Annotated in this window: 17 protein-coding genes; 10 read left to right on the top strand and 7 right to left on the bottom strand. The window is 71.4% G+C overall.

Annotated features, from left to right (window positions below; translation table 11 throughout):
• Window positions 1–65: 65 nt before the first annotated feature.
• The 4 genes from ON31_RS22505 to ON31_RS22490 all read right to left on the bottom strand — a co-directional run bounded on the left by ON31_RS22505 (window position 66) and on the right by ON31_RS22490 (window position 4,761).
• Window positions 66–806, bottom strand: a complete 741-nt coding sequence (locus ON31_RS22505) for a VOC family protein (RefSeq protein WP_039816545.1) — start codon at window positions 804–806, stop codon at window positions 66–68.
• 367 nt (window positions 807–1,173) lie between these two features.
• Complete coding sequence (locus ON31_RS22500) at window positions 1,174–1,749, bottom strand: potassium channel family protein (RefSeq protein ID WP_051037613.1); 576 nt, start codon at window positions 1,747–1,749, stop codon at window positions 1,174–1,176.
• Between the two features lie 235 nt (window positions 1,750–1,984).
• A complete protein-coding gene (locus ON31_RS22495; RefSeq protein WP_039816543.1) occupies window positions 1,985–4,477 on the bottom strand; it encodes a winged helix-turn-helix domain-containing protein in 2,493 nt (830 codons plus the stop codon).
• Window positions 4,459–4,761 carry a hypothetical protein gene (locus ON31_RS22490; protein ID WP_039816541.1) on the bottom strand — a complete coding sequence of 101 codons (303 nt, stop codon included), beginning with the start codon at window positions 4,759–4,761 and terminating at the stop codon, window positions 4,459–4,461. Before ON31_RS22490 ends, ON31_RS22495 begins: the two co-directional genes overlap by 19 nt.
• A 190-nt stretch (window positions 4,762–4,951) precedes the next feature.
• On the opposite strand from ON31_RS22490, the gene ON31_RS22485 reads away from it, so the two are divergent.
• On the top strand, window positions 4,952–6,850 hold the full coding sequence (locus ON31_RS22485; protein WP_169335031.1) for an ATP-binding protein: 1,899 nt from the start codon (window positions 4,952–4,954) through the stop codon (window positions 6,848–6,850).
• A 139-nt stretch (window positions 6,851–6,989) separates the two neighbouring features.
• Window positions 6,990–7,808, top strand: a complete 819-nt coding sequence (locus tag ON31_RS22480) for an MmyB family transcriptional regulator (RefSeq protein WP_051037611.1) — start codon at window positions 6,990–6,992, stop codon at window positions 7,806–7,808.
• Here the strand turns inward: ON31_RS22480 and ON31_RS22475 are convergent.
• A complete protein-coding gene (locus ON31_RS22475; RefSeq protein ID WP_039816537.1) occupies window positions 7,790–8,107 on the bottom strand; it encodes an MGMT family protein in 318 nt (105 codons plus the stop codon). The two genes, ON31_RS22480 and ON31_RS22475, sit on opposite strands and share 19 nt — an antisense overlap.
• Before the next feature lie 61 nt (window positions 8,108–8,168).
• Window positions 8,169–8,954, bottom strand: coding sequence for an alpha/beta fold hydrolase (locus tag ON31_RS22470; protein WP_039816535.1), 786 nt, complete (start codon window positions 8,952–8,954; stop codon window positions 8,169–8,171).
• A gap of 116 nt (window positions 8,955–9,070) precedes the next feature.
• On the opposite strand from ON31_RS22470, the gene ON31_RS22465 reads away from it, so the two are divergent.
• From ON31_RS22465 to ON31_RS34810, 5 genes are all read left to right on the top strand, one after another.
• Window positions 9,071–12,619: an ATP-dependent helicase gene (locus ON31_RS22465; protein ID WP_039816533.1), complete on the top strand. Its 3,549-nt coding sequence runs from the start codon at window positions 9,071–9,073 to the stop codon at window positions 12,617–12,619.
• A complete protein-coding gene (locus tag ON31_RS22460; protein WP_051037622.1) occupies window positions 12,619–16,326 on the top strand; it encodes an ATP-dependent helicase in 3,708 nt (1,235 codons plus the stop codon). Before ON31_RS22465 ends, ON31_RS22460 begins: the two co-directional genes overlap by 1 nt.
• A 51-nt stretch (window positions 16,327–16,377) precedes the next feature.
• Window positions 16,378–17,436: a potassium channel family protein gene (locus ON31_RS22455; protein ID WP_039816531.1), complete on the top strand. Its 1,059-nt coding sequence runs from the start codon at window positions 16,378–16,380 to the stop codon at window positions 17,434–17,436.
• Between the two features lie 42 nt (window positions 17,437–17,478).
• A complete protein-coding gene (gene nudC / locus ON31_RS22450) occupies window positions 17,479–18,387 on the top strand; it encodes an NAD(+) diphosphatase (RefSeq protein WP_039816528.1) in 909 nt (302 codons plus the stop codon).
• A gap of 103 nt (window positions 18,388–18,490) precedes the next feature.
• Window positions 18,491–18,928 (top strand): DUF4189 domain-containing protein, encoded by a 438-nt coding sequence (locus ON31_RS34810; protein ID WP_081592653.1) that lies wholly within the window; start codon window positions 18,491–18,493, stop codon window positions 18,926–18,928.
• An 85-nt stretch (window positions 18,929–19,013) separates the two neighbouring features.
• Here the strand turns inward: ON31_RS34810 and ON31_RS22440 are convergent, their stop codons facing one another.
• Window positions 19,014–19,265 (bottom strand): mycoredoxin, encoded by a 252-nt coding sequence (locus ON31_RS22440; protein WP_039816526.1) that lies wholly within the window; start codon window positions 19,263–19,265, stop codon window positions 19,014–19,016.
• Window positions 19,266–19,348: 83 nt separating this feature from the next.
• On the opposite strand from ON31_RS22440, the gene ON31_RS22435 reads away from it, so the two are divergent.
• The 3 genes from ON31_RS22435 to ON31_RS22430 all read left to right on the top strand — a co-directional run bounded on the left by ON31_RS22435 (window position 19,349) and on the right by ON31_RS22430 (window position 22,508).
• On the top strand, window positions 19,349–21,508 hold the full coding sequence (locus ON31_RS22435) for an ATP-dependent DNA helicase UvrD2 (RefSeq protein WP_085996470.1): 2,160 nt from the start codon (window positions 19,349–19,351) through the stop codon (window positions 21,506–21,508).
• Between the two features lie 189 nt (window positions 21,509–21,697).
• Window positions 21,698–22,063 carry a hypothetical protein gene (locus ON31_RS36875; RefSeq protein WP_029931675.1) on the top strand — a complete coding sequence of 122 codons (366 nt, stop codon included), beginning with the start codon at window positions 21,698–21,700 and terminating at the stop codon, window positions 22,061–22,063.
• A gap of 133 nt (window positions 22,064–22,196) precedes the next feature.
• Window positions 22,197–22,508 carry a WhiB family transcriptional regulator gene (locus tag ON31_RS22430; protein ID WP_081592652.1) on the top strand — a complete coding sequence of 104 codons (312 nt, stop codon included), beginning with the start codon at window positions 22,197–22,199 and terminating at the stop codon, window positions 22,506–22,508.
• Window positions 22,509–22,587 lie beyond the last annotated feature (79 nt).

The following is a 22,587-nucleotide window of genomic DNA, read 5'->3' as shown; positions in this document are numbered from 1 at the left end:
GCGGTCGTGCGGAGTCCGATACCTGAGATCGGCCGCGGCCTTCGTGCCGGGGATCTGGCCGCTGGTCAATCGGCGGGCGCGCGTAGTAGGCAGAACTCGTTGGTCTCCGGATCGGCGAGGACCGCCACCGGGGCATCGGTCTCGTCACCACCGGAGCTGATCGGCGTCGCACCCGCGGCGCGCAGCCGAGCGGTCTCCGCGGCCGGATCGTCGGTGGGGAAGGCGACCAGATCCAGGTGCAGGCGGCCGCGGTCGGGGCAGATGGCCGGGGTGCGGAGGAACTCGAGCCATGGGCCCTGCCCGGTCGCCGAGCGGATTCCGGCGTAGCGAGCGGTGTCGTGGGTGAGCGGCCATCCGGCGGCGGCCGACCAGAACTCGGCCAGTCGCAACGGATTTCGGGTATCGACCACGATGGCGGCCACCGCGCCGGTGTCGACGTACTGTTCACGCGGCTCGAGCACGCAGAACTCGTTGCCCTCGGGGTCGGCCAGCACCGTCCACGGCACCGTGCCCTGCCCGATGTCCAGCCGCCGCGCGCCCAGCGACAGCGCCCGATCCACCTGCACCCGTTGGTGATCCAGCGACCGGCTGGCCAGGTCCAAATGGATGCGGTTCTTGGCCGCCTTGGGGTGCGGGGCCGCCAGGAAGGTCAGCGCCACCTCCACCCCGTCCGGATCGGGCGCGGCCACGTCCACCTCGGCGGGCCGGTCCAGCGTGATCTCCCAACCGAGCAACTCCGCCCAGAAGCGAGCCGCCGACCGGGGCTCGGTCGCATCGAACACCACGCAGGCCAGACGGGTGGACATGAATCCACGGTAACCGCCGCACGGGGTAGCGCGTACCGGGTTTCGCCGGATGTCGCCGCCGAGTGGCGGATATCGCCTCCGACCGTCCGACTCGGCCGCCCCGACGACCGACTCACCAGGCTCCGGTCGCCGCTCGGCTCGCCTGGGTCTGACGAACCGCTCGCCAGGCTCCCGCCGCTCGCTTACCCGGGACCTACGAGCCGCTCGCCCGGCTCTGGCCGTTGGGCTTACGCGGGTCCGGTGGTCGACCCGCCCGGCTCTGGCCGTCGAGCTCGTTCGGGGCTGGGGATCCGCTCGCTGGGCGCGCCCCGGTCTCGGCCACTCGGCACCCCTTGTCGAGGTTGTCGCGGGGTGGATTCGCCGCCGGTCACGGACCCGTCGCGGGCGGATCGGCTCCCGGTTCCCGCCGATCCAACTGTCGCTGCCGCAGCCCCACCGCATGTGTGAACAGCCGCAGCGCCGCCCCGATCAGGACGAGGTTGACGACCATCTGAACGAGCACGGCCGCCCGGGCGGGCTGGGAGTCGGCCACGATATCGCCGAAGCCCACCGTCGTGAAGACGGTCACGCAGAAGTAGAGCGCGTCCAGCCGGGTCAGCGTTTCGCTGAAGTTGGCCGGATCGACCTCGGAGAGCATCAGGTAGACCGTGGCGAAACCGACGATATGCAGCCCGAATACGGCGGCTAGCCCCTCCAGCCCGCGAGCGAGCGGGTTCTCGGCGCGCAGCACCCGCCGCAACTCCCAACCCGGCGTCACGCACACCAGCAGCCCGCCGAGGACCAGCACGACCAGTGCGCGGCCCGCGAGCACGCCGGTGAAGGGCAGCACGAAGTACGCCAGCAGCAGCACCGCCGCGGTGAGCAGCGGCGGCAGCAGCGCGCGCCGCACCACACCGGGCCGCGCGCCGGCCGGAACGGTGTGCGGTACTTCCTCGTTCGGCACCTGACGGCTCCTCCGCTCGGAACGGATCCGACGCTACGCCCAACCCCGCGGCCGGTGCTTCACCTCCGATGGGTGACACACCGGCGACCGCGGGTGCCACGTTGACGCGGACCGGGTGACAGCGGAGTCGCTACGCTACATCGCCGGTCATGGGTTCATCGGCGGCACTCGGACCGCCGCGCTGGTAGCCACAGACTGCCGGCTCACCGGTGAGTGCAGCCCGCACGGACCGCGTTCACAGCAGGCCGATGCGGCGGCCCCGGCCGATGGCGTCCATCCGGGAGTTCACGCCGAGTTTGGCGTAGAGGCGGTGCAGGTGCGTCTTCACGGTATTGATCGATACCCCCAGGTCGGCCGCGATCTGCTGGGCGGTGCGCCCGGACGGCAGCTGGGTGAGGACGGTGATCTCGGCGGCGGTCAGCGGCGGTGCGGCCGCCGTGCGGCCGATCCCCGGATGCCGACGGATGCGGTCCACGAAATCGTCTCCGCGCCCGAAGGTTCCGGCCCGGTCATCCAGCATCTCGATCACTCCGGGGACATCCAGGAAGGGCCGCACCACCTGCTCCGGCGCGGCGAGTTCGACAGCGCGCCGCAGCCGGTCCCCGGCCGGATGCGGCGCGTCGGACAGCGCCGCGGTGGCCGCGTCGAGCAACCACAGGGTGGTCCGCTCGGTGGTCGCGAGTTCCGCGGCGCGTTCGTGCGCGGCCGCGAGCATCGGCCGCACGGCGGTGGCTCCGCCCGCGACCAATGCCAGCGCCGCCTGCGCGAGCGGCACCTCCGGGATGCCGCCGCCGGTGGTGCGGGCGTGCGCCACCAGCAGTCGCGCGGTCCGCGGCGCCCGCACCGTCGACAGCGCCCAGACCACCGGCAGCAGCAGTCGCGATCCCGACACCGGTAGGGGGCCACCACGGTCGAGCAGCGCGAGCATGGCGGAGCGGAGATCCTCGGCGGCGGTGCGTTGCTCCGGGCATCGGTGGAAGATCAGCAGCCGCCCGATGACGTGGGTCGACCACCCGGCCGCGGGGCGCGGGGTGCCGTCGGCGTCCTCCCGGGTGGTCAGCAGCGCTTCGGTCTGGTCCGCCGGCCAGGATTCACCCTGTAGATACGCTCCGAAGGCGGCCATGCCCGCGGCGTGCAGGGCGTCGACGGTCCGATCCAGATCGTGTTCGGCGGCGACCGCGATGGCCTTCGCGGCGCGATCGCGCATGGCGGTCACCGCGTCGGCGCGGCCCGCCGCGACGGCCAGCCCGGTCACCGCCCGCAGGGCCAACCCGGGCCGGTTGGCCCGGGTGGCCAGGGTGAGCCCGTGCCGCAGCCGAGCTTCCCCGTCCGCGCGATCCCCGTGCAGTACGCGCGCCGACGCCAGGTGGACGGTGAGATAGCAGTCGAGATCGAGGTGGCCGGTGGTCGGTGCCGCGACCGGCCTGCCCACCGGACGGTCGGTGCGCAGCGCGGCATCGATATGGGCGGCGCGTGCCAGCGGGGTCAGCCACGCGGCGGGCGCCACCGACGTCGCCCCGCGATGGCCGGGCGGCGGCAGCGATTCCGTCAGCGTGGCGTCACCGCGACCCAGTGCGTCCACCGCGCGCAGCAGCGCCAGGTAGGGATCGTCGGACAGCTCCGGCCGCCCGCGGTACAGGTGCGCGAACAGGGCCGGACCGTCGCCGTCGAGCACCATCGTCATTCCGTGCCGGCGCAGGTGGTCGGCCAGTCGGTCGCTCGCACCGGCGTCGAGCAGGTGGGGCAGCGCCAGCAGCGGCAGACCGGCGGCGTCGAACCATCGTGCGGCCCGCGACTCCAGTCCGGCGGCGAATTCCGCCCCGAGCCGCAGCAGGTCGGCGCGGAGCTGGGCGTGCAGCAGCGGATGGTGCCCGAACCAGACTCCGTCGTCGCGGGCGATCCGGGCGATCGGAATATTGCGACGTTCCAACTCCCGCAGCAGCAGTGGTGCCGACGGTCCGGCCAGCGTCACGGCCAGCTCGGTGGTGAAGGCCGCGGGCGCACCGGTGCACAGCAGGAATCGGCGCAGCTCGGCGGGCAGCGGCTCGATCACCTCCCGGGTGAGGAAGTCCGACAGCGCTCGTGGTGGATGGGTGCGCAGGGCCGCGACCGATCGCCCGCCGGGGTGAGCGAGCGCGAGCCGTGCGGCGAGGATGCGCGTGGGCGCCGCCCAGCCACCGGTCAACTCCCGCAGCGCCGCCAGCTCATCGTCATCCGGGTGGTAGCCGTGCTGGGCGCACAGTGCCCGCGTCTGCGCGGCGGTCAACTCCAGTTCGGCGGCGCCGATCCGGGTGACCCGGCCGCACAGTTCCAAGGCGTGCCAGCGCAGCGCCGGATCGGTGCGTGCGCACAGCACGACCGTCACCGTGCTCGGCAGACAGCGCAGGCGCGGTTCCAGTGCGGTCGGATCGGTGATCCGCTGGGCATTGTCCACGATCAGCAGGGTCGGCCCGGTGCAGCCGCGCAGCGCGACACCCGGATCGGTATCGGAGTCGGCGAGGTCGACCCAGGTGACGGTCGTTCCGGGCGCTGGCCGCCGCCGTAACCAGTCCGCGACGGCGACCGATTTCCCGGTTCCGGCCGCCGCGCTGAGCAGCACCACCCGGCCCCCGGCGGCCGTGGCGGCATCGAGCCGGTCGTACAGGTCCGGTCGATCGATGGCGGGATAGGACAGGTCGGCGGTGATCCGGTCGTCGGCGATCCGGTCGTTCATCGGCGCGGCAGCCACACGACCACCGGGGTGAACGGCGCGAAACTGCGCAGGGTGCGGGCGATGTCCGCTTCGGTCGCGAGGACCTCGAGGGCCGCGCCGGACCGGAGCCACAGCCGCCACCCGCGCGCATGCTTCTCCCAGAGCGCACCGAAACGGTCTCGGTACAGACCGTCGGGAGCGCCGGCTTCGTCGAGGGCGAGGGTGCGGGCGATCACGATTCGGTCGATGCGCCGGGCAATGGTTTCGGTGAGGTCGGACAGATAACCGAGCAGTGCGGCGGCGAAGCCGTTCTCACGCATGACAGACAGTTTCCGGGTCCCGGCTTCTCGGTGACTTTCTGTGTGGTTCTTCCTGAAAGATTCGGGTGGCCAACGGATTACTTCCACGGATGTGATTTCGAACATTGCCCGCGACACGCCAATGGGACAGTACGACTTGGCACTTCGGCAAATCGTTAATATTCAGCAAACGGCCGAGGTGCGGCCTCGGATGCGTGAGAATACTTGGCGGGCCGGGAAAGTGATGAACGATCGGCGGATACGAGTGCTGGGGCCGCTGCGTGTCGTGATCGATGGCACGCCCGTCGACATCCGCGGTCGCCTCCCGCGCACGCTGCTCGGGCGGCTGGTGGTGGCGCACGGCCGGGTGCTGTCGGTGGACCGGCTCGTGGACGATATCTGGGAGGGGACGCCGCCGTCGAGCGCCGCCTCCGTGCTCCAGGTCCAGATCCACAAGCTGCGAACGGTTTTCGAACCGCGACGTCATCGGCGGGCACCGGCCACCGTCCTGGTGTCCGAGGGCGGCGGTTACGCGCTGCGACTCGCGGTCGAACAGGTCGACGCCTGGCATTTCGAGGCGCTGCTGCGCGTCTACCAGGATCGGCTCCGGGAATCGGGGACCGGTATCGACCCGGCCGACCGGTGCCGACTGCTCGATGCCGCACTGGCCTGCTGGGACGGTGCCGCGCTGGAATCCTTCCAGGACGCGGGGTGGGCGGTCGGTGAGGCCGACCGGCTCACCGACCTGCGTCTGCTGGCCGCGGAACTGCGCGCACAGGCCGCACTCGCGCTGGACCGGCCGACCGAGGTGGTGACCGGGCTGCGGCCGCTGCTGGACCAGCGGCCCGGGCGGGAGGAGGGCGCTCGCCTGCTCGCCATCGCCCAGTATCGGCTCGGTCAGCAGGCCGAGGCGCTGGCCACACTGCGCCGTGCCGGTGAGTACCTGGTGCGGGAGATCGGGGTGTATCCGGGACGACGGCTGCGGGACCTGGAGTCGGCCATCCTCAACCAGACGGATCCGCTCCAAGTCGGCCCGACCGTGCATGCGATCGCGGAAACACCTGCCGCAGGGCGGGACTCGGCGCTCGGACCCAGCCCGTCCGGTGGTGCGCACACCGGGTATCCGCGACAGTTCGCCGCCGTGCTCGCGGCCGCCGCCGACGCCTGGGCACGCGGCGCCCGCCCGATATGGCTGGCCGGTGCGGCGGGTATGGGCAAGACCTATCTGGCGGAGTCGGTTGCGGCCGAGCTGCGACGGCGATCGTGGACCGTAGCCACCGGGCGCTGCGTGGACGGCGGGCCGCCCGCGCGGGCCTGGGCGGATATCGCGGCGAGCCTGGACGGTCCCGCTGGATTCGCCGAATTGCTCTCGGCCGCACGCTATTTCGATGTCGCCCGGACCATCGCGCAGCGCTGTCGGACGGTCGCGGCCGCCCGGCCGGTCGCCCTGGTGCTCGAGGATCTGCAGTACGCCGATCCGGTGACCCTGCACATCCTGCGCCTGCTCGCCGCCTGGCTGCGCCGCGCGCCCGTGCTGCTGATCCTCACGCTGCGCCCGGCCGAGGCCGGGCCGGAACTGCGCGCCACCGTGACCGCGCTGGCCGACCGCACCGTGTCCTGGGAGGAACTGAACGGGGTCGGTCCGGATACCGTGGCGCGCATGGTGCGGACGGCCGGCGGGACGGCCGTGGACCGCGACACCATCGCCGCCCTACGCGAACGTACCGGCGGCAATCCGCTGTTCGTGCGCGAACTTGCCGGAATCGCGGCGCAGCACGGCGATATTCGCGAACTGCCGCCGCGCGTCCGCGATATCGTGCGCGCCCGGATCGAGCGGCTGCCCGCCGAGGTGATCCGGACTCTGCGCTACGCCGCCCGACTCGGCGACGACGCCGACGTGGCCGGGCTGCTGGCGCTGCTGGGCTGCTCGGAAACCGCGCTGCTGGACCGTATCACCACCGCGCAGGCCGCCGGGATCATCCGCTTCGATCCGGTCGGGCGAATCGGGTTCGAGCACTCGCTGATTCAGGAGGTCCTCGAGTACGGATTTCCCGAGGAGTGGCCGACCGGCGAGCGGGCAAGCCCTCGGCAACGCGAATCCGGACGTTAGCTCGACGTGTTCCGCGGTGTACTGCCACGAAAACTTCCCGTCCGGCGGCCGTAATACCGTGAAAACTATTAGTGGACAACTAAATACGGGTGACTTATATCTAGGTACGACTGGCGATGGGTCGGGACGGAGGAGAACCATGGCAGCGAATTCGGGGTGCGTCGACAAAGCAGGGGAGGTGCAGCCGCCGACACTCGGAAATTTACTGCGGCGGTTGCGGGACAGTCGACGGGTCTCCCGGGAAAGGCTGGCATTCAACGCCGGGGTGAGCGCGAGTTACATCACACACCTGGAGAACGGCAATCGAGAGCGCCCGACCCAGGAAGTGCTCCAGGCATTGGTCCGCTGTCTGCACCAGATCGGTCCGCTGTCCGCCGTGGAGTATCGGTATCTGCTCGATCTCGCCGGATTCGATGTGCGTGAACGCATCGCCCCCGACGAACTGCGCGGCGAGCTCGGCGGTGGGCTCGGTGACGATCCGCGCCGAGCGCTCATGCTGCACGAACCGAACCTCGCCGCCTACCTCGATATCGGATGGAACGTGCTCGCCTGCAACGACAGTTTCGCGCGGGCCTTTCCCGGAATCACCGACGACGGCAATATGCTGCGCTGGCTGCTCGGCGACAAGTCCTCGCGCCGGGTGCTGGTGGAATGGGAGCAGGAGACCCGCCTGCTGGTGCGCTGGCTGCGCGGCCTCATCGCGGGAGCCGGGACCGGTGTCGCCGCGAGCGAACTGCTCGCCGATCTGGGTCGCTACGAATTCTTCCGGCGGATCTGGGACGAGGGCATCCCCGCCTACGGTCGGGACCGGCCGCTGCTGCATCTCCGCGATCCCGAGACCGCGGTCCGCCGCACCGTGGCGGTGCAGATGTTTCGGGCCGACTTCCCGAACCGTTCCGACAGTGTGCAGGTGTTTCTCGGTATCGCGACCGACCGCGATCAGTCGCTCGGGGACTGATCGGCGGTGAGGTCGAAGCGGGCGCGGCGCAGGTCCACGCGATCGTCGAGGAGCGGGCAACCCTCCGCGGCCAGCCGTTGGAGTTGGCGGCCCGCCAGGTGCGGGGCGGGGCGGCCGTCGGCGCGCAGCACCCGGTGCCAGGGCAGGTCGGCGGAATCGGTGCGCATGATCCAGCCGACGGTGCGCGGGGTGGACAGGCCCGCCGCCGCGGCGATATCGCCGTAGGTGGCGACGCGGCCGGGCGGAATCAGGGCCACCAGTGCGCGGACTCGTTCGATCTCGGCATCGGTCGTCGCCATCGCATGCGCTCCCGGTCGTTTCGGAATTCGTCGGTGGCCGTCGAGGCCCGTCGGTGGGCGGTCACGTGGTCGCCAGCACGGCGCGGACCAGCGCCGCGGTCTCGGCGGGACGGGCCTCCGACACCATATGGTCGCAGTCGAAGTCGTGCACCGTGAGCAGGTCGCCCAGCTGGTCGGTGAGCGCGGCGCGGAAGGCGGGTGGCACGAACGGCGGCCGCACCTTCGCGGCCTGCACCAGGACGGTCGGCATCCCCGCGGGCGGCAGCACGACATCGCGGGCCAGCTGCCCCCAGTACGACAGGACGGCCGGGGCGAACAGCCGCCAGCCGACCCGTCCGCCGCCGGTGGGCACCAGGTGTTCGGCCAGTTCGGCGTCCAACAGCCGCGGTTCCACCTCGGCCCAGCCGGTCTCCAACTTGTCGAACCGCGCGGCCTCGACACTCTCGTAGTCGGGATGCTCGAGCGTGCTGCGGGCGATGTCGTGCAGCAGCACCGGATCGATGCCGATGGCCGGATCGAGCAGGACCAGGGCCCGCACCAGGTCCGGGCGGGCGCGCGCCAGGTGGATCGCCACCGCCCCGCCGAACGAATGCCCGACCACCACCGCGGGTTTGCCGGTCTCGGCGGTCAGCACGGTGACGAGATCGGCGACGACGGTCTCGAAGTCCCACGGCGGCAGCGAGGTCGATCGCCCGTGTCCCCGCAGATCCGGAGCCACCATCCGGACCTCCGGCAACTGCTCCTCGGCCAGCGCCCGCCAGCGGTTCCCGTGCCCGGTCAGGCCGTGCAGCGCCAACACGAGCGGCCCTGTCGAGGGCCCGAAACGATGTACCTGGAGATCGGCCACCGCCCCATTCTGCCGGGTTGGTACGACAGGTGCCGGGTCGGCGGAGTGTGCGAGAACACTCGGCGAAGACCGGGCAAACGATGGTGTCGGGGGCGTCTGTTGAAATAGCCCGCGTGATGCGATCGGATAGCTCGGTGCGATTGGTGCGCCGGGTGCAGACCGCGTCCCACTCCCCGGAGTGGGACGCCGATGTCCGGGAGCTGTTCGACGGCGTGGAGCCGGAACCGGGATGGCGGCCGTGGCAGGTGCTCGGCGGTCCCGGGACGGGCAAGACCGCGCTGCTGGTGGATCTGGCGGCGGCCCGGATCGTCGCGGGCGAGGATCCGGAGTCGGTGCTGGTGCTCACCTACTCCAAACGGGCGGCCACCGCGGTGCGCAACGCGCTGACCCTCCGCATCGCCGCGCTGGCTCCGGAGCTGGGCGGCGTGCCGGGCGCGACCCGGGCACCGCTGGTGCGCACCGTGCACTCCTACGCCTTCGGCCTGCTGCGCACGCACGCGGCGACGCACGGCAATCCGCCACCGCGGCTGCTCACCGGATCCGAACAGGACATCGTGCTGCGCGAGCTGCTGCGCGGAGAACTCCAGGACGGCGCGAAGTACTGGCCCGAGCGGCTGCACCCCGCCCTGCCCACCGGCGGCTTCGCCGAACAGTTGCGCGATCTCATGTTGCGCGCCACCGAACGCGGACTCGGACCCGAGGACCTGGTGGAACTGGGGCGCGCCCAACAGCATCCGGAGTGGGTGGCCGCGGGCCGCTTCGCCGAGCGGTACGAGCAGACCATGCTGCTGCGCTGGTCGGTCGGCATGGAGACCCCGGAGGCCAGCGCTCCCGCCCTGGACGCCGCCGAACTCGTGGGCGCGGCGCTGGACGCCCTGGTGCTGGACCCGGAGCTGCTCGCCGCCGAACGCGACCGCGTCCGGCACCTGCTGGTCGACGACGCCCAGCACCTGGATCCGCAAGCGGCCCAACTGGTTCGCGCCATCGGCAGCGGCCCCGCCACCGCAGTGATCGCCGCCGACCCGGACCAGTCCGTCTTCACCTTCCGCGGCGCGGACGCCCGCTTCGCCGCCGACCCCGGCGCACCCGAGGACCGCCGCGTCATCCTCCGCGACAACCACCGCAGTGCCCCCGCCATCCAGGAGGCCCTGGCCCGCATCACCGCCCGCCTCCCCGGCACCGGCGTCCACCGCACCCCGCCGGTCGCCCTGCGGGTGGTCGACGCCCCCGAGGGCGAGGTGCGGGTCCACGTCCTCACCACCCCGGCCAAGGAGGCGGCTCTCATCGCCGACCATCTGCGCCGCGCGCACCTCACCCACGGCGTCCCGTGGTCCCGGATGGCCGTGATCGTCCGCTCCATTCCGCTGTCGCTGGCCCCCCTGCGGCGTGCGCTGCTGGCGGCGGGTGTCCCCGTGCGCCAACCTCCGCCGGAGGTCCCGCTCGCCCGCCGCCGCGGCGCGGCCTGGGCGCTGCTCACCCTGCGCGCCATCATGGCCAGCGACCCCAGCCGCCACCCCGGCCCCCGCCCCGACGCCTTCACCGCCGACGACGCCCTCGACCTGCTCGCGGGCCCCCTCGGCGGCGCCGACCAGATCAGCCTGCGCCGCCTGCGCCGCGGCATCCGCCGCTCGGTCCTCGAACTCGGCCACCCCACCCGCCGACCCGAACCGGACGCCGACGAGAACGCTTCCGCCCCGGACGATTCGGCAACGGTCGACGGCGGCGCGCCCCGCCCCGCGACGGACCACGCCGAACCGAGCGGGGCCGCGCCAGGCGATGACGCCGGGGCGGACAGCCGAACGCCAGGCGCCGGGGCGGCAGTGTCCGGCGGCAGGGAAGATGTCCGAGTCGGGCAGGCTACCGGGCCGGACGGAGAGCGGGAGGCGGAGCGGTTCGCCGATCTCGATCGGTCCTCGGCGGAGATACTGCGGGATCTCATTATCGGCGTGGGGGATCGGGCCGTGCTGGGGCGGCTCACCGAGGTGGAGTCCGCGCCGCTGCGGCGGGTGTTGAAGGCTGTGGGGCGGGGACGCGCGGCGCGGCGGCGCGGGGAGGGGCTGGAGGAGACGCTGTGGGCGGTGTGGACGGCGTCGAACCTGGAGCGGCGGTGGGTGGGGCAGTCCGAGCGCGGGGGAGCGGTCGGGATGCAGGCGGACCGGGATCTGGACGCTGTGGTCGGGCTGTTCGAGGCGGCCGGAGCGTATGTGGACCGGTTGCCGCACGCCACCGTCGAAGGCTTCGTGGAATACCTGGAACAGCAGGAGATTCCGCAGGACAGCGCACCGCACACCGATCCGGGCGAGGCCGTCACCATCGTCAGCGCGCACGGCGCGGCGGGACGCGAATGGGATACCGTCGCGGTCGCCGGTGTGCAGGAGGGCATCTGGCCCAACCTGCGCCCGCGCGGCACCCTGCTCGGCGTCGAGGAGCTGGTGGATGTCATTGCCGGAGTAGGGAATACCGGCGAACGTCTCAGCCGCGCCGCACCCCTGCTGGCCGAGGAGCGGCGGCTGCTGCTGGTGGCCTGCGGCCGGGCCCGCCGTTCCCTGCTGGTGACCGCCGTCGAATCCGTCACCGGCGACCAGGATCTCACCCCGTCGCGCTTCCTCGCCGAACTCGACGCCGATACCGACCACGGTGCACCGGGCCGCATCCCCGCCCCGGTCGATCCGGGTCGCGCCCTCGCCATGCACGCCCTCATCGCCGAATTACGCGGCGCCGTCTGCGATCCCGAGGCCGATCCGGATCGCGCCGACCGCGCCGCCCGCCAACTGGCCCGCCTCGCCGCCGCCGGTGTGCGCGGCGCACACCCCGACGAGTGGTACGGCACCGCCGACCTCAGCTCCGAGCATCCGCTGTGGGAGATCGAGGACGGCGCCGTCGGTCTCTCCCCGTCCACCGTCGACCAGCTGAGAACCTGCCCGCTGCGCTGGGCGCTGGAACGCCACGGCGGCCAGGACGGCGACAATGTGCACGCCCTCAAGGGCAATCTGGTGCACACCCTGGTGCAGGCCCTGGCCGGACAGGTCGACGAGGCGCAGGTGAAGGCGGCGCTGGCCAAAGCGTGGAAGAAGGTCGACCCCAGCTCCCGGGAGGGCGAGAACTGGCATTCCCGCCAGGAACTGCGCCGCACCGAGACCATGGTCGACACCTTCCTGGCCTGGCTGCGCAATACCCGCGACGAACTCACCGCGCTGGGCGTCGAGGTGCCGATCGACCTCACTCTGCCCGCGCGCGGCCCCGACGAACTGCCGGTGCGCATCAAGGGCCGCGTCGACCGCGTGGAACGAGACGCCCTGGGCCGCTTCGTGATCGTCGATGTCAAGACCGGCAAGACGCCCATCTCCAAACAGGCCGCCGAGGACCACGCCCAGCTGGCGACCTATCAGGTCGCCGCCGCCGAGGGCGCGCTCGGTGACGGCGAACCCGGCGGCGCCCGCCTGGTCTACGTGGCCAAGCCGTCCAGTAGGGAGGGCGCCACCCAGCGTGCGCAGCCGCCCCTGGACGAGGCGGGAATCGACCGGTGGCGCGGCGTGATCCACGACGCGGCCGCCGCCACCCGCGGCCCCAGTTATCTCGCCATGCGCAATGACGGCTGCCGCCACTGCAAGGTCTCCGGCAGCTGCCCGGTGCAGGACACCGGTCGGCAGGTGACCGACGAGTGATCACCCCCCGGCAACTGGCCGACGCGCTGGGCCTGCCCCCGCCCACCGACGAGCAGGCCGCCGTGATCGCCGCCCCGCCCGGCCCGACCCTGGTCGTGGCGGGGGCGGGCGCGGGCAAGACCGAGACCATGGCCGCCCGCGTGGTGTGGATGGTCGCCAACGGCCTGGTCGAACCCGAACAGGTGCTGGGCCTCACCTTCACTCGAAAAGCCGCCCAGCAGTTGACCACCCGCATCCGCACCCGCCTGGCCCGGCTCGCCGGCGCCCCGCTGGTGCGCGATATCGACCCCACCGGGCACCTGCGCGCCCTGCTCACCGGCTCCGAACCGGAGATCAGCACCTATCACTCCTATGCGGGCCGGCTGCTCACCGAACACGGCCTGCTGCTGCCGGTGGAACCCAACGCCACCCTGCTCAGCGAGACCCAGCTCTGGCAACTGGCCTATCGGCTCGTCTCGACCTGGGACGGTGACCTCGATATCGACCGCACCCCGGTCTCGGTCACCGAGGCCGTGCTGGCGCTGTCCGGGCAGCTGGCCGAGCACCTGGTGCGGCCGGACCAATTGCGGGACGCCCACCGGGAATTGGACCGCCTCATCCACACCCTGCCCGCGGGCCCCAAGCAGCGCGGCGGACCCAAGAAGGCCCTGCTGGACCTGCTCGCCGTGCAGGAGGAGCGCATCTCGCTGCTGCCTCTGGTGGAACGGCTCGCCGAGGAGCTGCGCCGCCGCGGCGCACTGGATTTCGGTGCGCAGATGTCCCTGGCCGCCCGGCTGGCCGCCGAACATCCGGAGGTCTCGGCCGCCGAACGTGAGCGCTTCCGCCTGGTGCTGCTCGACGAATACCAGGACACCGGCCACTCCCAGCGCATTCTGCTGGCCTCCCTCTTCGGCGGCATCGGACCCGATCGCGACGACGACCCGGCCGGGAGCGGACGGCTCGCGGTGACCGCGGTGGGCGATCCCATGCAGTCGATCTACGGGTGGCGTGGTGCGTCGGCGGCCAACCTGCCCCGCTTCGCCACCGACTTCCCCTGTGCGCCGGGCATTCCCGCGCCGGTGCTGCCGCTGCTCACCAGTTGGCGTAACCCACCGGAGGCGCTGGAACTGGCCAATCTGGTGGCCGATCCGCTGCGGCGGCGGGCGGCCGAGGGCGGTGGCGTCACCGTGGACGCCCTGCGCCCGCGGCCCGACGCCACCGACGGCGTGCTCGCCTTCGCCCTCACCGAGACGGTCGCGGACGAACGGGAGTGGGTGGCCGAACGCATCGCGGCCGAATGGGAGGCCGCCGCCGACCTGGATGCGCAGCCGCCCACCTCGGCGGTGCTGGTGCGCCGCAACGCCGATGCGGCCCCGCTCGCGGAGGCCCTGCGGGAGCGGGGACTACCCGTGGAGATCGTCGGGCTGGGCGGGCTGCTGCATACGCCCGAGGTGGCCGATGTCGTGGCCACGCTGCGGTTGATCGCCGACCCGTCGGCGGGCAGCGCGGCCATCCGCATCCTCACCGGCGCGCGCTGGCGCATCGGCGTCGCGGATATCGCCGCCCTGTCCCGGCGCGCCCGAGAGCTGTCCATTCGACAGCCCGCCGGACAGCAGGCCGCCATCACCGACACCGGGACACTGGACGACGCACTGCGCGAGGTCGCGCCGGAGCCCTCCGAACAGGCGGGCCTGGCCGACGCCATTGCCGATCCCGGTGCGGCGGAACAGTATTCACCGCAGGGTTTCGCGCGGATCAATGCCCTGGGCGCGGAGCTCACCGCCCTGCGCGAGCGGAGCGGACAGCCGCTGCCGGAACTGGTCGCGGATGTGGAGCGCACCATCGGGGTGGGCGTGGAGACCCAGGCCCGGCGCGCCACCGCCGGGGCGGGCGCGGGTCGCGAGCATCTGGACGCCTTCGCCGAGGTGGTCTCCGGCTACGCCGCCGACCATCGCGCCTCGCTGACCGGGCTGCTCGCCTTCCTCGCCGCCGCCGAGGAGGTCGAGAACGGTTTGGAGCCGGGCGAAGTCGAGGTCGCCCGGGATCGGGTGCAGGTGCTCACGGTGCATGCCGCCAAGGGGCTGGAATGGGAGGTGGTGGCGGTCCCGCACGTGGTGGACGGCACCTTCCCGTCCGGCACCGGCACCACCACTTGGATGGGCGCGCTCGCGGAACTCCCCACCGCGCTGCGCGGGGACCGCCAGCGCGACGACGCCGGTGAGGGTGTCCCGGTGCTCGATCTCACCGATATCCACGATCGCGCCGATCTGGAACGCGCCCTGGACGCGCACAAGAAGGCACTGGCCGCCCGCCGCCTGGACGAGGAGCGCCGCCTCTTCTATGTGGCCCTCACCAGAACCGAACGCGCCCTGTTCGTTTCGGCGCACCACTGGGCCGAGACCGGCTCCAAGCCCAAGGGTCCCTCCGACTTCCTGCTCGACCTGGCGCGCGCGGCGGAACAGCCCGGCATGCTGGCCCGCGCCGTTCGCATCGACCGCTGGGACGACCCACCACCCCCCGACACCCCCAACCCGTTCACCGACAACCCGCCCACCGCCACCTGGCCCCGCGACCCCCTCGGCAAGCGCCGCGCCGATATCGAACACGCCGCCGCCCTGGTCCGCGCGGCCCTCGCCGACCTGCGCGAGGAACAGCGCCGCGCCGCCCGCGGTATCCAGACCGAACTCGACTTCGGTATGTTTCCGGCCGCCCCAACCGGTTCCACCACGCCGCCAAAGGGCGAGCGACGCGCCGCGGGTGCGGAACCCGGTGCCACCGTGCCGCCGCCGGGCGACCCGCACGTCGCGAGTTCGGATGGCGGCGCATCCGGTGCGAGCGCGGGCGGGAGGGTCGGTGCCGGACCGCCGCACCGGCGTGCCGATCCGCTCGCGGATTCGTCCGTCGACGTCGAAATCGTTGCGGGCGAATCGGACTCCGACGACCCCGATCCCGAGGGCTGGGCGGCCGATGTCGACGCGCTGCTCGCCGAGCACGCCGCGGCCACGCAGGCCGCCCGAGAGGTCGAGCTGCCGGGGCAGCTGCCCGCCACCGCCCTGGTCGACCTGCATGCCGATCCGGCGAAACTGGCTGCCCGGCTGCGGCGTCCGCTGCCGTATCCGCCCAGTCCGTACGCTCGGCGCGGCACCGCCTTCCACGCCTGGCTGCAACGCTGGTTCGGGGCGTCGCGCCTGCTCGGCGTCGACGAACTCCCCGGCGCGTCCGACACCGGCGACACCGACGCCGACCTGGTCCGCCTCCAGGAGGCGTTCCTCGCCTCGCCGTGGGCCGACCGCAATCCCGTCGAGGTCGAGGTGTCCTTCGAAACGACACTGGCGGGTACCGTCCTGCGCGGTCGCATGGACGCGGTCTTCCGGGAACCGGACGGCCGCTGGGTGGTGGTCGACTGGAAGACCGGCGCGGAACCGAAACCCGCCGAGGAGGCCGCCGTCGCCGTGCAGTTGGCCGTCTACCGCGTGGCCTGGGCACGGCTGCTCGCCCAACGCACCGGCGCCACCGAGGCCGAGATGTTGGACCGGATCGGAGCGGCCTTCCACTACGTGCGCACCGGCCGCACCATCGCCCCCGAACATCTGCCCGGCCCAGGCGAATTGGCCGAGCTCATCGGCGCCGCCGCACCACTCGGCCCCGAGCTCGACACACCGGAGGAGTCGGACCGATCTCCGGACGCGCCCCGTCCGGACATCACATCCCGCCGATCGGACCGGTAGTCTGCCGTCCTGTGCCGCAGCTAGACGCTTTCGGATGGGCCGGTGGTTTCCATGTTCGGTGACTCCTCGCCCGGCCTGGGCAGACTCACCGAGCGCCCCGACTTCGCCCTGGTGGGCGTCCTGCGCATCCCGGAGGCGCAGACCAGCCCCTGGCGGCTGCTGTGGCGCCGGATCGGCATGGCCGTGCTGTTGCTGGCCATCGCCACCACCGTGGTCTACGTCGGGCGCGACGGTTACAACGACAACGTCGACGGTGAGCTGTCGCTCATGGACGCGCTGTACTACTCGACGGTGTCGCTGTCCACCACCGGGTACGGCGATATCGCGCCCGTGACTCCCAAGGCCCGGCTGGTCAATATCCTGGTCATCACCCCGCTGCGGGTGCTGTTCCTGATCGTCCTGGTCGGCACCACCCTGTCCGTGCTGACCGAACGGTCCCGGCAGGCTTTCAAGATTCAGCGATGGAGGCACACCGTGCGCAATCACACCGTGGTCGTCGGCTACGGCACCAAGGGCCGCACCGCGGTCGACGCCATGCTCGGTGACGGCGTGCAGCCCGCCGAGATCGTCGTCGTCGACACCGACGCCGACATGTTGGAGCGCGCGGCCAACGCGGGCCTGGTGACGGTGCACGGTTCGGCCACCCAGTCCGATGTGCTGCGGCTGGCCGGTGTGCAGAACGCGGCCTCGATCGTCATCGCCGCCAACCGCGACGACACCGCCGTCCTGGTCACCCTGACCGCCCGCGAACTCAATGCCAAGGCCAAGATCGTGGCCTCCATCCGCGAGGCCGAGAACACCCACCTGCTGCGCCAGTCCGGCGCGGATTCGGTGGTGGTGTCCTCGGAGACCGCGGGTCGCCTGCTCGGCATCGCCACCACCACCCCCAGCGTGGTCGACATGATCGAGGACCTGCTCACCCCCGAGGCCGGTTTCGCCATCGCCGAACGCGACGTGGAACCCGAGGAGGTGGGCGGCTCCCCCCGCCACCTCCGCGATATCGTCCTCGGCGTGGTCCGCGAAGGTCAGCTCATCCGCGTCGGCGAACCCGAGGTGGACGCCCTCGAAACCGCCGACAAACTCCTGTACCTCCGCCGCGCCAATCTCTGACGCGAATCCGCCCGGAGCGAAGCGAAGGGCAAAATAGATGCTGTGTCCGTATTTGATCTCAATGCCGTGCCCGTGCTCTCGCGTTCCGCTCTCGATCGGGCGGAGCATCTCCGCGCCGATGAGCAGGCTCTGAAGGAAGGCTGGGGGCAGGCGAAGCTGGTGCGCATGAACCGGCGCGGCCAGGTGCGCGTCGAGGGCAATGCGGTGGTGCTGGAGGAGGCGGTGACGCTGTCGGCCGAGCCGTCGCCGCATGCGGTGTTCCTGGGTGTGGACGGCGAGTTCCACCTGTGGGCGGTGCGCGACAACGAGATCGAGGGTGAGCTGACCGATCTGCGTGCCGTGGGGGCGACACTGGATCTCGACGATTTTGGCGCGGGTCTGCTCTCCACCGCCATCGCGCTGCTGAACTGGCACGACAAGGCCGGCTACAGCGCGCACGACGGCACGCCGACGCGCGCGTCGAACGCCGGGTGGTCGCGCACCAGCGATTCCGGCCATCAGGAATTCCCCCGCATCGACCCGGCCGTCATCTGCCTCGTGCACGACGGCGGCGACCGGGTGCTGCTGGGCCGCCAGCACACCTGGCCGGAGGGATTGTTCTCGCTGTTGGCCGGTTTCGTGGAGGCCGGGGAGTCCCTGGAGCGGTGCGTGGAGCGCGAGATCAAGGAGGAGGTGGGCGTCGATGTGCGCGAGGTCCGCTACCTGGGCTCGCAGCCGTGGCCGTTTCCGCGCTCGCTCATGGTGGGTTTCGCCGCGCAGGCCGATCCCGAACAGCCGCTGCATTTCTCCGACGGTGAGATCGCCGAGGCGCACTGGTTCACCCGCGCCGAGGTGCGCGAGGCGCTGGCGGCCGGTGCGTGGGGCAGTGGCGGCGGCGATGCGCGGTTGCTGCTGCCGGGATCGATCTCCATCGCGCGCACGATTGTCGAATCCTGGGCTGCCGCAGACTGATTCCCACTATTCGGAACTTGTTGGACAAATAGGACTAATCCCCGTCAAGATCACTGGAACGGCTTTCACGTCGGAAGCCGTTTTCTGATGGGGAGATTTTTCGATGGGTTTTCTGAGTAAGGCCGCCATGAGTCTGGTTGTCTCGGCGGCCGCACTCACGTCCGTCGGCATGGGCACCGCTGCGGCGGAGCCCGGCCCGGACGGATACTGGGGTGCCATCGCCGTCGGCGCGTTCAGCGACTTCACCTCCTACGGTTCGGCCTGGAACTATCCGGACCGGGCGTCGGCCGAGCAGGCCGCGCTCGCCGAATGCGGCTACCGGGGTTGTGAGGTGCTGGCCAGCTGGGCCAATGGCTGCGGCGCGGTCGCCATGAGCGAGGACAAGATGCGCTTCCACGGGGGGACCGGGGTGACCCGTCCCGAGGCGGAGCGGGCGGCGCTCGACAAGCTGGCGGCCGTCAAGCCGCCGCTGCCGTTCCCGTTCACCGGCAGTTCCAGCCCGGAACGTGGTGTGATCAAGGAATCGGTCTGCACCGACTGACCCGGTAGCGCGAAGCCGCACATCCCGAACGGGATGTGCGGCTTTTTTCATGGACCGTCCGCGCCGAACCCGGGTGCGCGTCGAATCAGCTGATCGCGGCGAGGGCCTGCTGCACGGCGGCCAGGCTGGGATTGGTGGCGGTGGACCCGTCCCGATATTTCACGGTCGGCACCACGTGATTGCCGTTGTTCACGCTGCCGACGAATTCGGCCGCTGCGGGATTCTCCTCGATATCGATCACCTCGTAGGTGATCCCCGCCTCGTCGAGTTGCTTCCTGAGTCGGCGGCAGTAGCCGCACCAGGTGGTCGAGTACATGGTCAGGTCCGTTGCAGTCACGGGTCGTGCAACGCGCCGGGTGCGGAACCTGTTCCCGGACAGCCGTGGTGTGCGGGGTACGCGCGCTGTCGGAGGCGGCTGCCATGATGGAGCGCGTGCCGGCCACCACCACCCAGTCCAGCGATCACCTGCTCGACGACCTCGATCCGGAGCAGGCGGCGGCCGCCCGTGCCCCGCGCGGCCCGGTTTGCGTGCTAGCGGGGGCCGGGACCGGCAAGACCCGCACCATCACCCACCGCATCGCCCACCTGGTGGCGGCGGGTCACGTGCGCGCCGATCAGGTGCTGGCGGTGACCTTCACCGCGCGGGCCGCGGGGGAGTTGCGCGGGCGGCTGCGGACGCTCGGACTCGGCGGTGACGCCACCCAGGTGCAGGCCCGCACCTTCCACGCCGCGGCGTTGCGGCAGTTGCGCTATTTCTGGCCGCAGGTCATCGGCGATGTGCCGTGGAAGCTGATCGACAGGAAATTTCCCATCGTGGCCCAGGCGGCCCAGCGCGGCGGACTGCCCGCCGACACCGACAGCGTGCGCGACCTGCTCGGCGAAATCGAATGGGCCAAGGGCACGCTCGTGGCCCCCGAGGACTACGCCGCCACGGTGGCCCGCCGCCACCGCGAGACCCCGTACGACGCGGCCAAGGTCGCGGCCGTCTACGCGGCCTACGAACAGCTCAAGATCACCCCGGACGGCATGCTGCTGGACTTCGACGATCTGCTGCTGCACACCGCCGCCGCCATCGAGGATTTTCCGGCGGTGGCCGAGGAGTTCCGGGGCCGCTACCGCTGTTTCGTGGTGGACGAGTACCAGGACGTCACCCCGCTGCAACAGCGGGTGCTCGACGCCTGGCTCGGCGAGCGCGACGATCTCACCGTGGTCGGCGACGCCAACCAGACCATCTACTCCTTCACCGGGGCCAGCCCGACCTATCTGCTCGACTTCTCCCGCCGCTTCCCGGAGGCGACGGTGGTGCGGCTGGAGCGCGACTACCGCTCCACCCCGCAGGTGGTCTCGCTGGCCAATCGCGTCATCGGCGCGGCGCGCGGCCGCATCGCGGGCACCCGCCTGCAGCTCGTCGGCCAGCGCGCCGACGGCCCGGAGCCGGGCTTCGCCGAGTACGACGACGAGCCCGCCGAGGCGGCGGCCGTGGCCCGCGCCATCGCGAAACTGCTCGGCAAGGGCGTGCCCGCCGCCGAGATCGCGGTGCTCTACCGCATCAACGCCCAGTCCGAGGTCTACGAACAGGCGCTCACCGAGGCGGGCATCCCGTATCAGGTGCGCGGCGGCGAGGGCTTCTTCCTGCGGCCGGAGGTGCGCCAGGCCGTCAGCACGCTGCGTCAGACCGCCGGTCGCGACGACCTGCCCGATGCGCGCGGCGCGGACCTGGTCACCCTGGTGCGGGCCGCGCTGGCTCGGCTCGGGCTCACCACCGAGGAGCCCACCGGCGCGCAGGCCCGCGAACGCTGGTCCTCGCTGGTGGCCCTGGTGCAGCTCACCGAGGAGTTGACCGCCCACGACCCGGACCTGGACCTGCCCGGCCTGCTCCGCGAACTCGCCGCCCGTTCGGAGGCCCGGCATCCGCCGACGGTCCAGGGTGTCACCCTGGCCTCCCTGCACGCCGCCAAGGGGCTGGAGTGGGACGCCGTCTTCCTGGTCGGTCTCGCCGACGGCACGCTGCCCATCGCGCACGTGCTCGGTCCGGACAACACCGTCGCCGACGAGGCGGCCCTGGAGGAGGAACGGCGGCTGCTCTATGTGGGCGTCACCCGGGCCCGGGAGCATCTGCGGCTGTCCTGGGCGCTGGCTCGCACCGAGGGGGGACGCAAGGTGCGCCGCCGCTCCCGCTTCCTCGCCGGTCTGGTCCCCGACGACTCCCCGGCCTCGCGCATCGCCCAGCACACCACCGATCGCCGCGGTCCCAAGCGCGTGCATCCCACCTGCCGAATCTGCGGGCGACCACTGCTCAACACCACCGCGACCATGCTCGGCCGCTGTTCCCGCTGTCCGGCCGATCTGGATCCCGCACTGCTGGAAGCGCTGAAGGAATGGCGCAGGGAGAAGGCCGACGAGCTGTCGCTGCCGCATTTCGTGGTTTTCAGCGATACGACCCTGACCGCCATCGCGGAACAGCAGCCGACCGACGACCGCGCTCTGGTCGCCATTCCGGGTATCGGGGCGAAGAAGTTGCAGGCGTACGGCGCGGAGGTGATCGCCATCGTGCGGTCGCGGCTGCGCGCCTCCTCGTAGTTCCCGCGGCGATGCCCCCAGCTTCGGGGGCTTGCCTCGCAAGAGGTGCGACAGGGCACAAAAACGCAGGTCAAAAATAGGTTGTGCACTGATGTACCGCCCGCTTAGGGTGGTTGTCATGCACCCGGGGTGTCACCCCGCATGCATGAACACTTTCGATCGCAACGAGTTCAGGAGGGAGGCAGACCAATGACCACGAACGCAATGTCGACGACTTTGTCGATGCAAGCGATTGCGCCGTCCGTCGTGTCGGCCTCCCGGGGGATCCTCGCGCAGGGGATTCGTCTGTCCAGCGTGCGCGGCAGTGGCATCGGCGTCTCCGAATTCCGCAAGGTTTTCGAAACCGGACGTTATGCGCCGTCGCACATCGTCATGCAGGACAAGCCCAAGGGTGACTGGCAGCCGACCGCTGATCAGCCGATCGCTGATTTCGCCGTCTTCGGCGCCACCGCAGAGGCCGGACTCCGTCCGGTGCATCTGCCGGCGGCAGCCCGCACCCGTAATGCCCACCCAGCGACCGTGATCAGGCGTCGACACCGAAGTCGACCCAGGTAGGGAACACTCCCTGACCTCCGGCCACGGATCGCCCAGAAGCGAAACCGTGGCCACAGATACAACGGCCCTTCAGCCACAGGCACCGGTTTCGCGGAACAACGCAACGACCGCTGCACGAGCTGAAGGAGAAGACGTGTCCACCACGGTCATCCGTGAACGCGCGACATGCCGAAACGTCACCCCGACCACCCGCACCCGCCGGGGAGTCGCTCTCAACATCCCCTGCCGGGTCGGCAACCCCGACCTCTGGTTCGCGGAGAGCCCCGCTCAGCTGGAAGAGGCCAAGGCGCTGTGCGCCTCCTGCCCGATCCGTCAGGGCTGCCTGACCGCCGCCCTGGATCGCGGTGAGCCGTGGGGCGTGTGGGGCGGTGAGATCTTCGACCAGGGTGTCGTGATCGCCCGCAAGCGGCCGCGTGGCCGCCCGCGCAAGGTCGCGGTGGCGTGATGCCCCTCCGCGACGGGGGAACGGAACACATACGACCCGCTCACTTCGCAGTGAGCGGGTCGTTGTACGTTCGGGGGGC

It is taken from the genome of Nocardia otitidiscaviarum NBRC 14405 (assembly GCF_000308635.1).
GTDB classification, from domain to species: Bacteria; Actinomycetota; Actinomycetes; order Mycobacteriales; family Mycobacteriaceae; genus Nocardia; species Nocardia otitidiscaviarum.
Note: the sequence above shows the minus strand (reverse complement) of the source record. Positions and strands in the feature narration are given on the sequence as shown.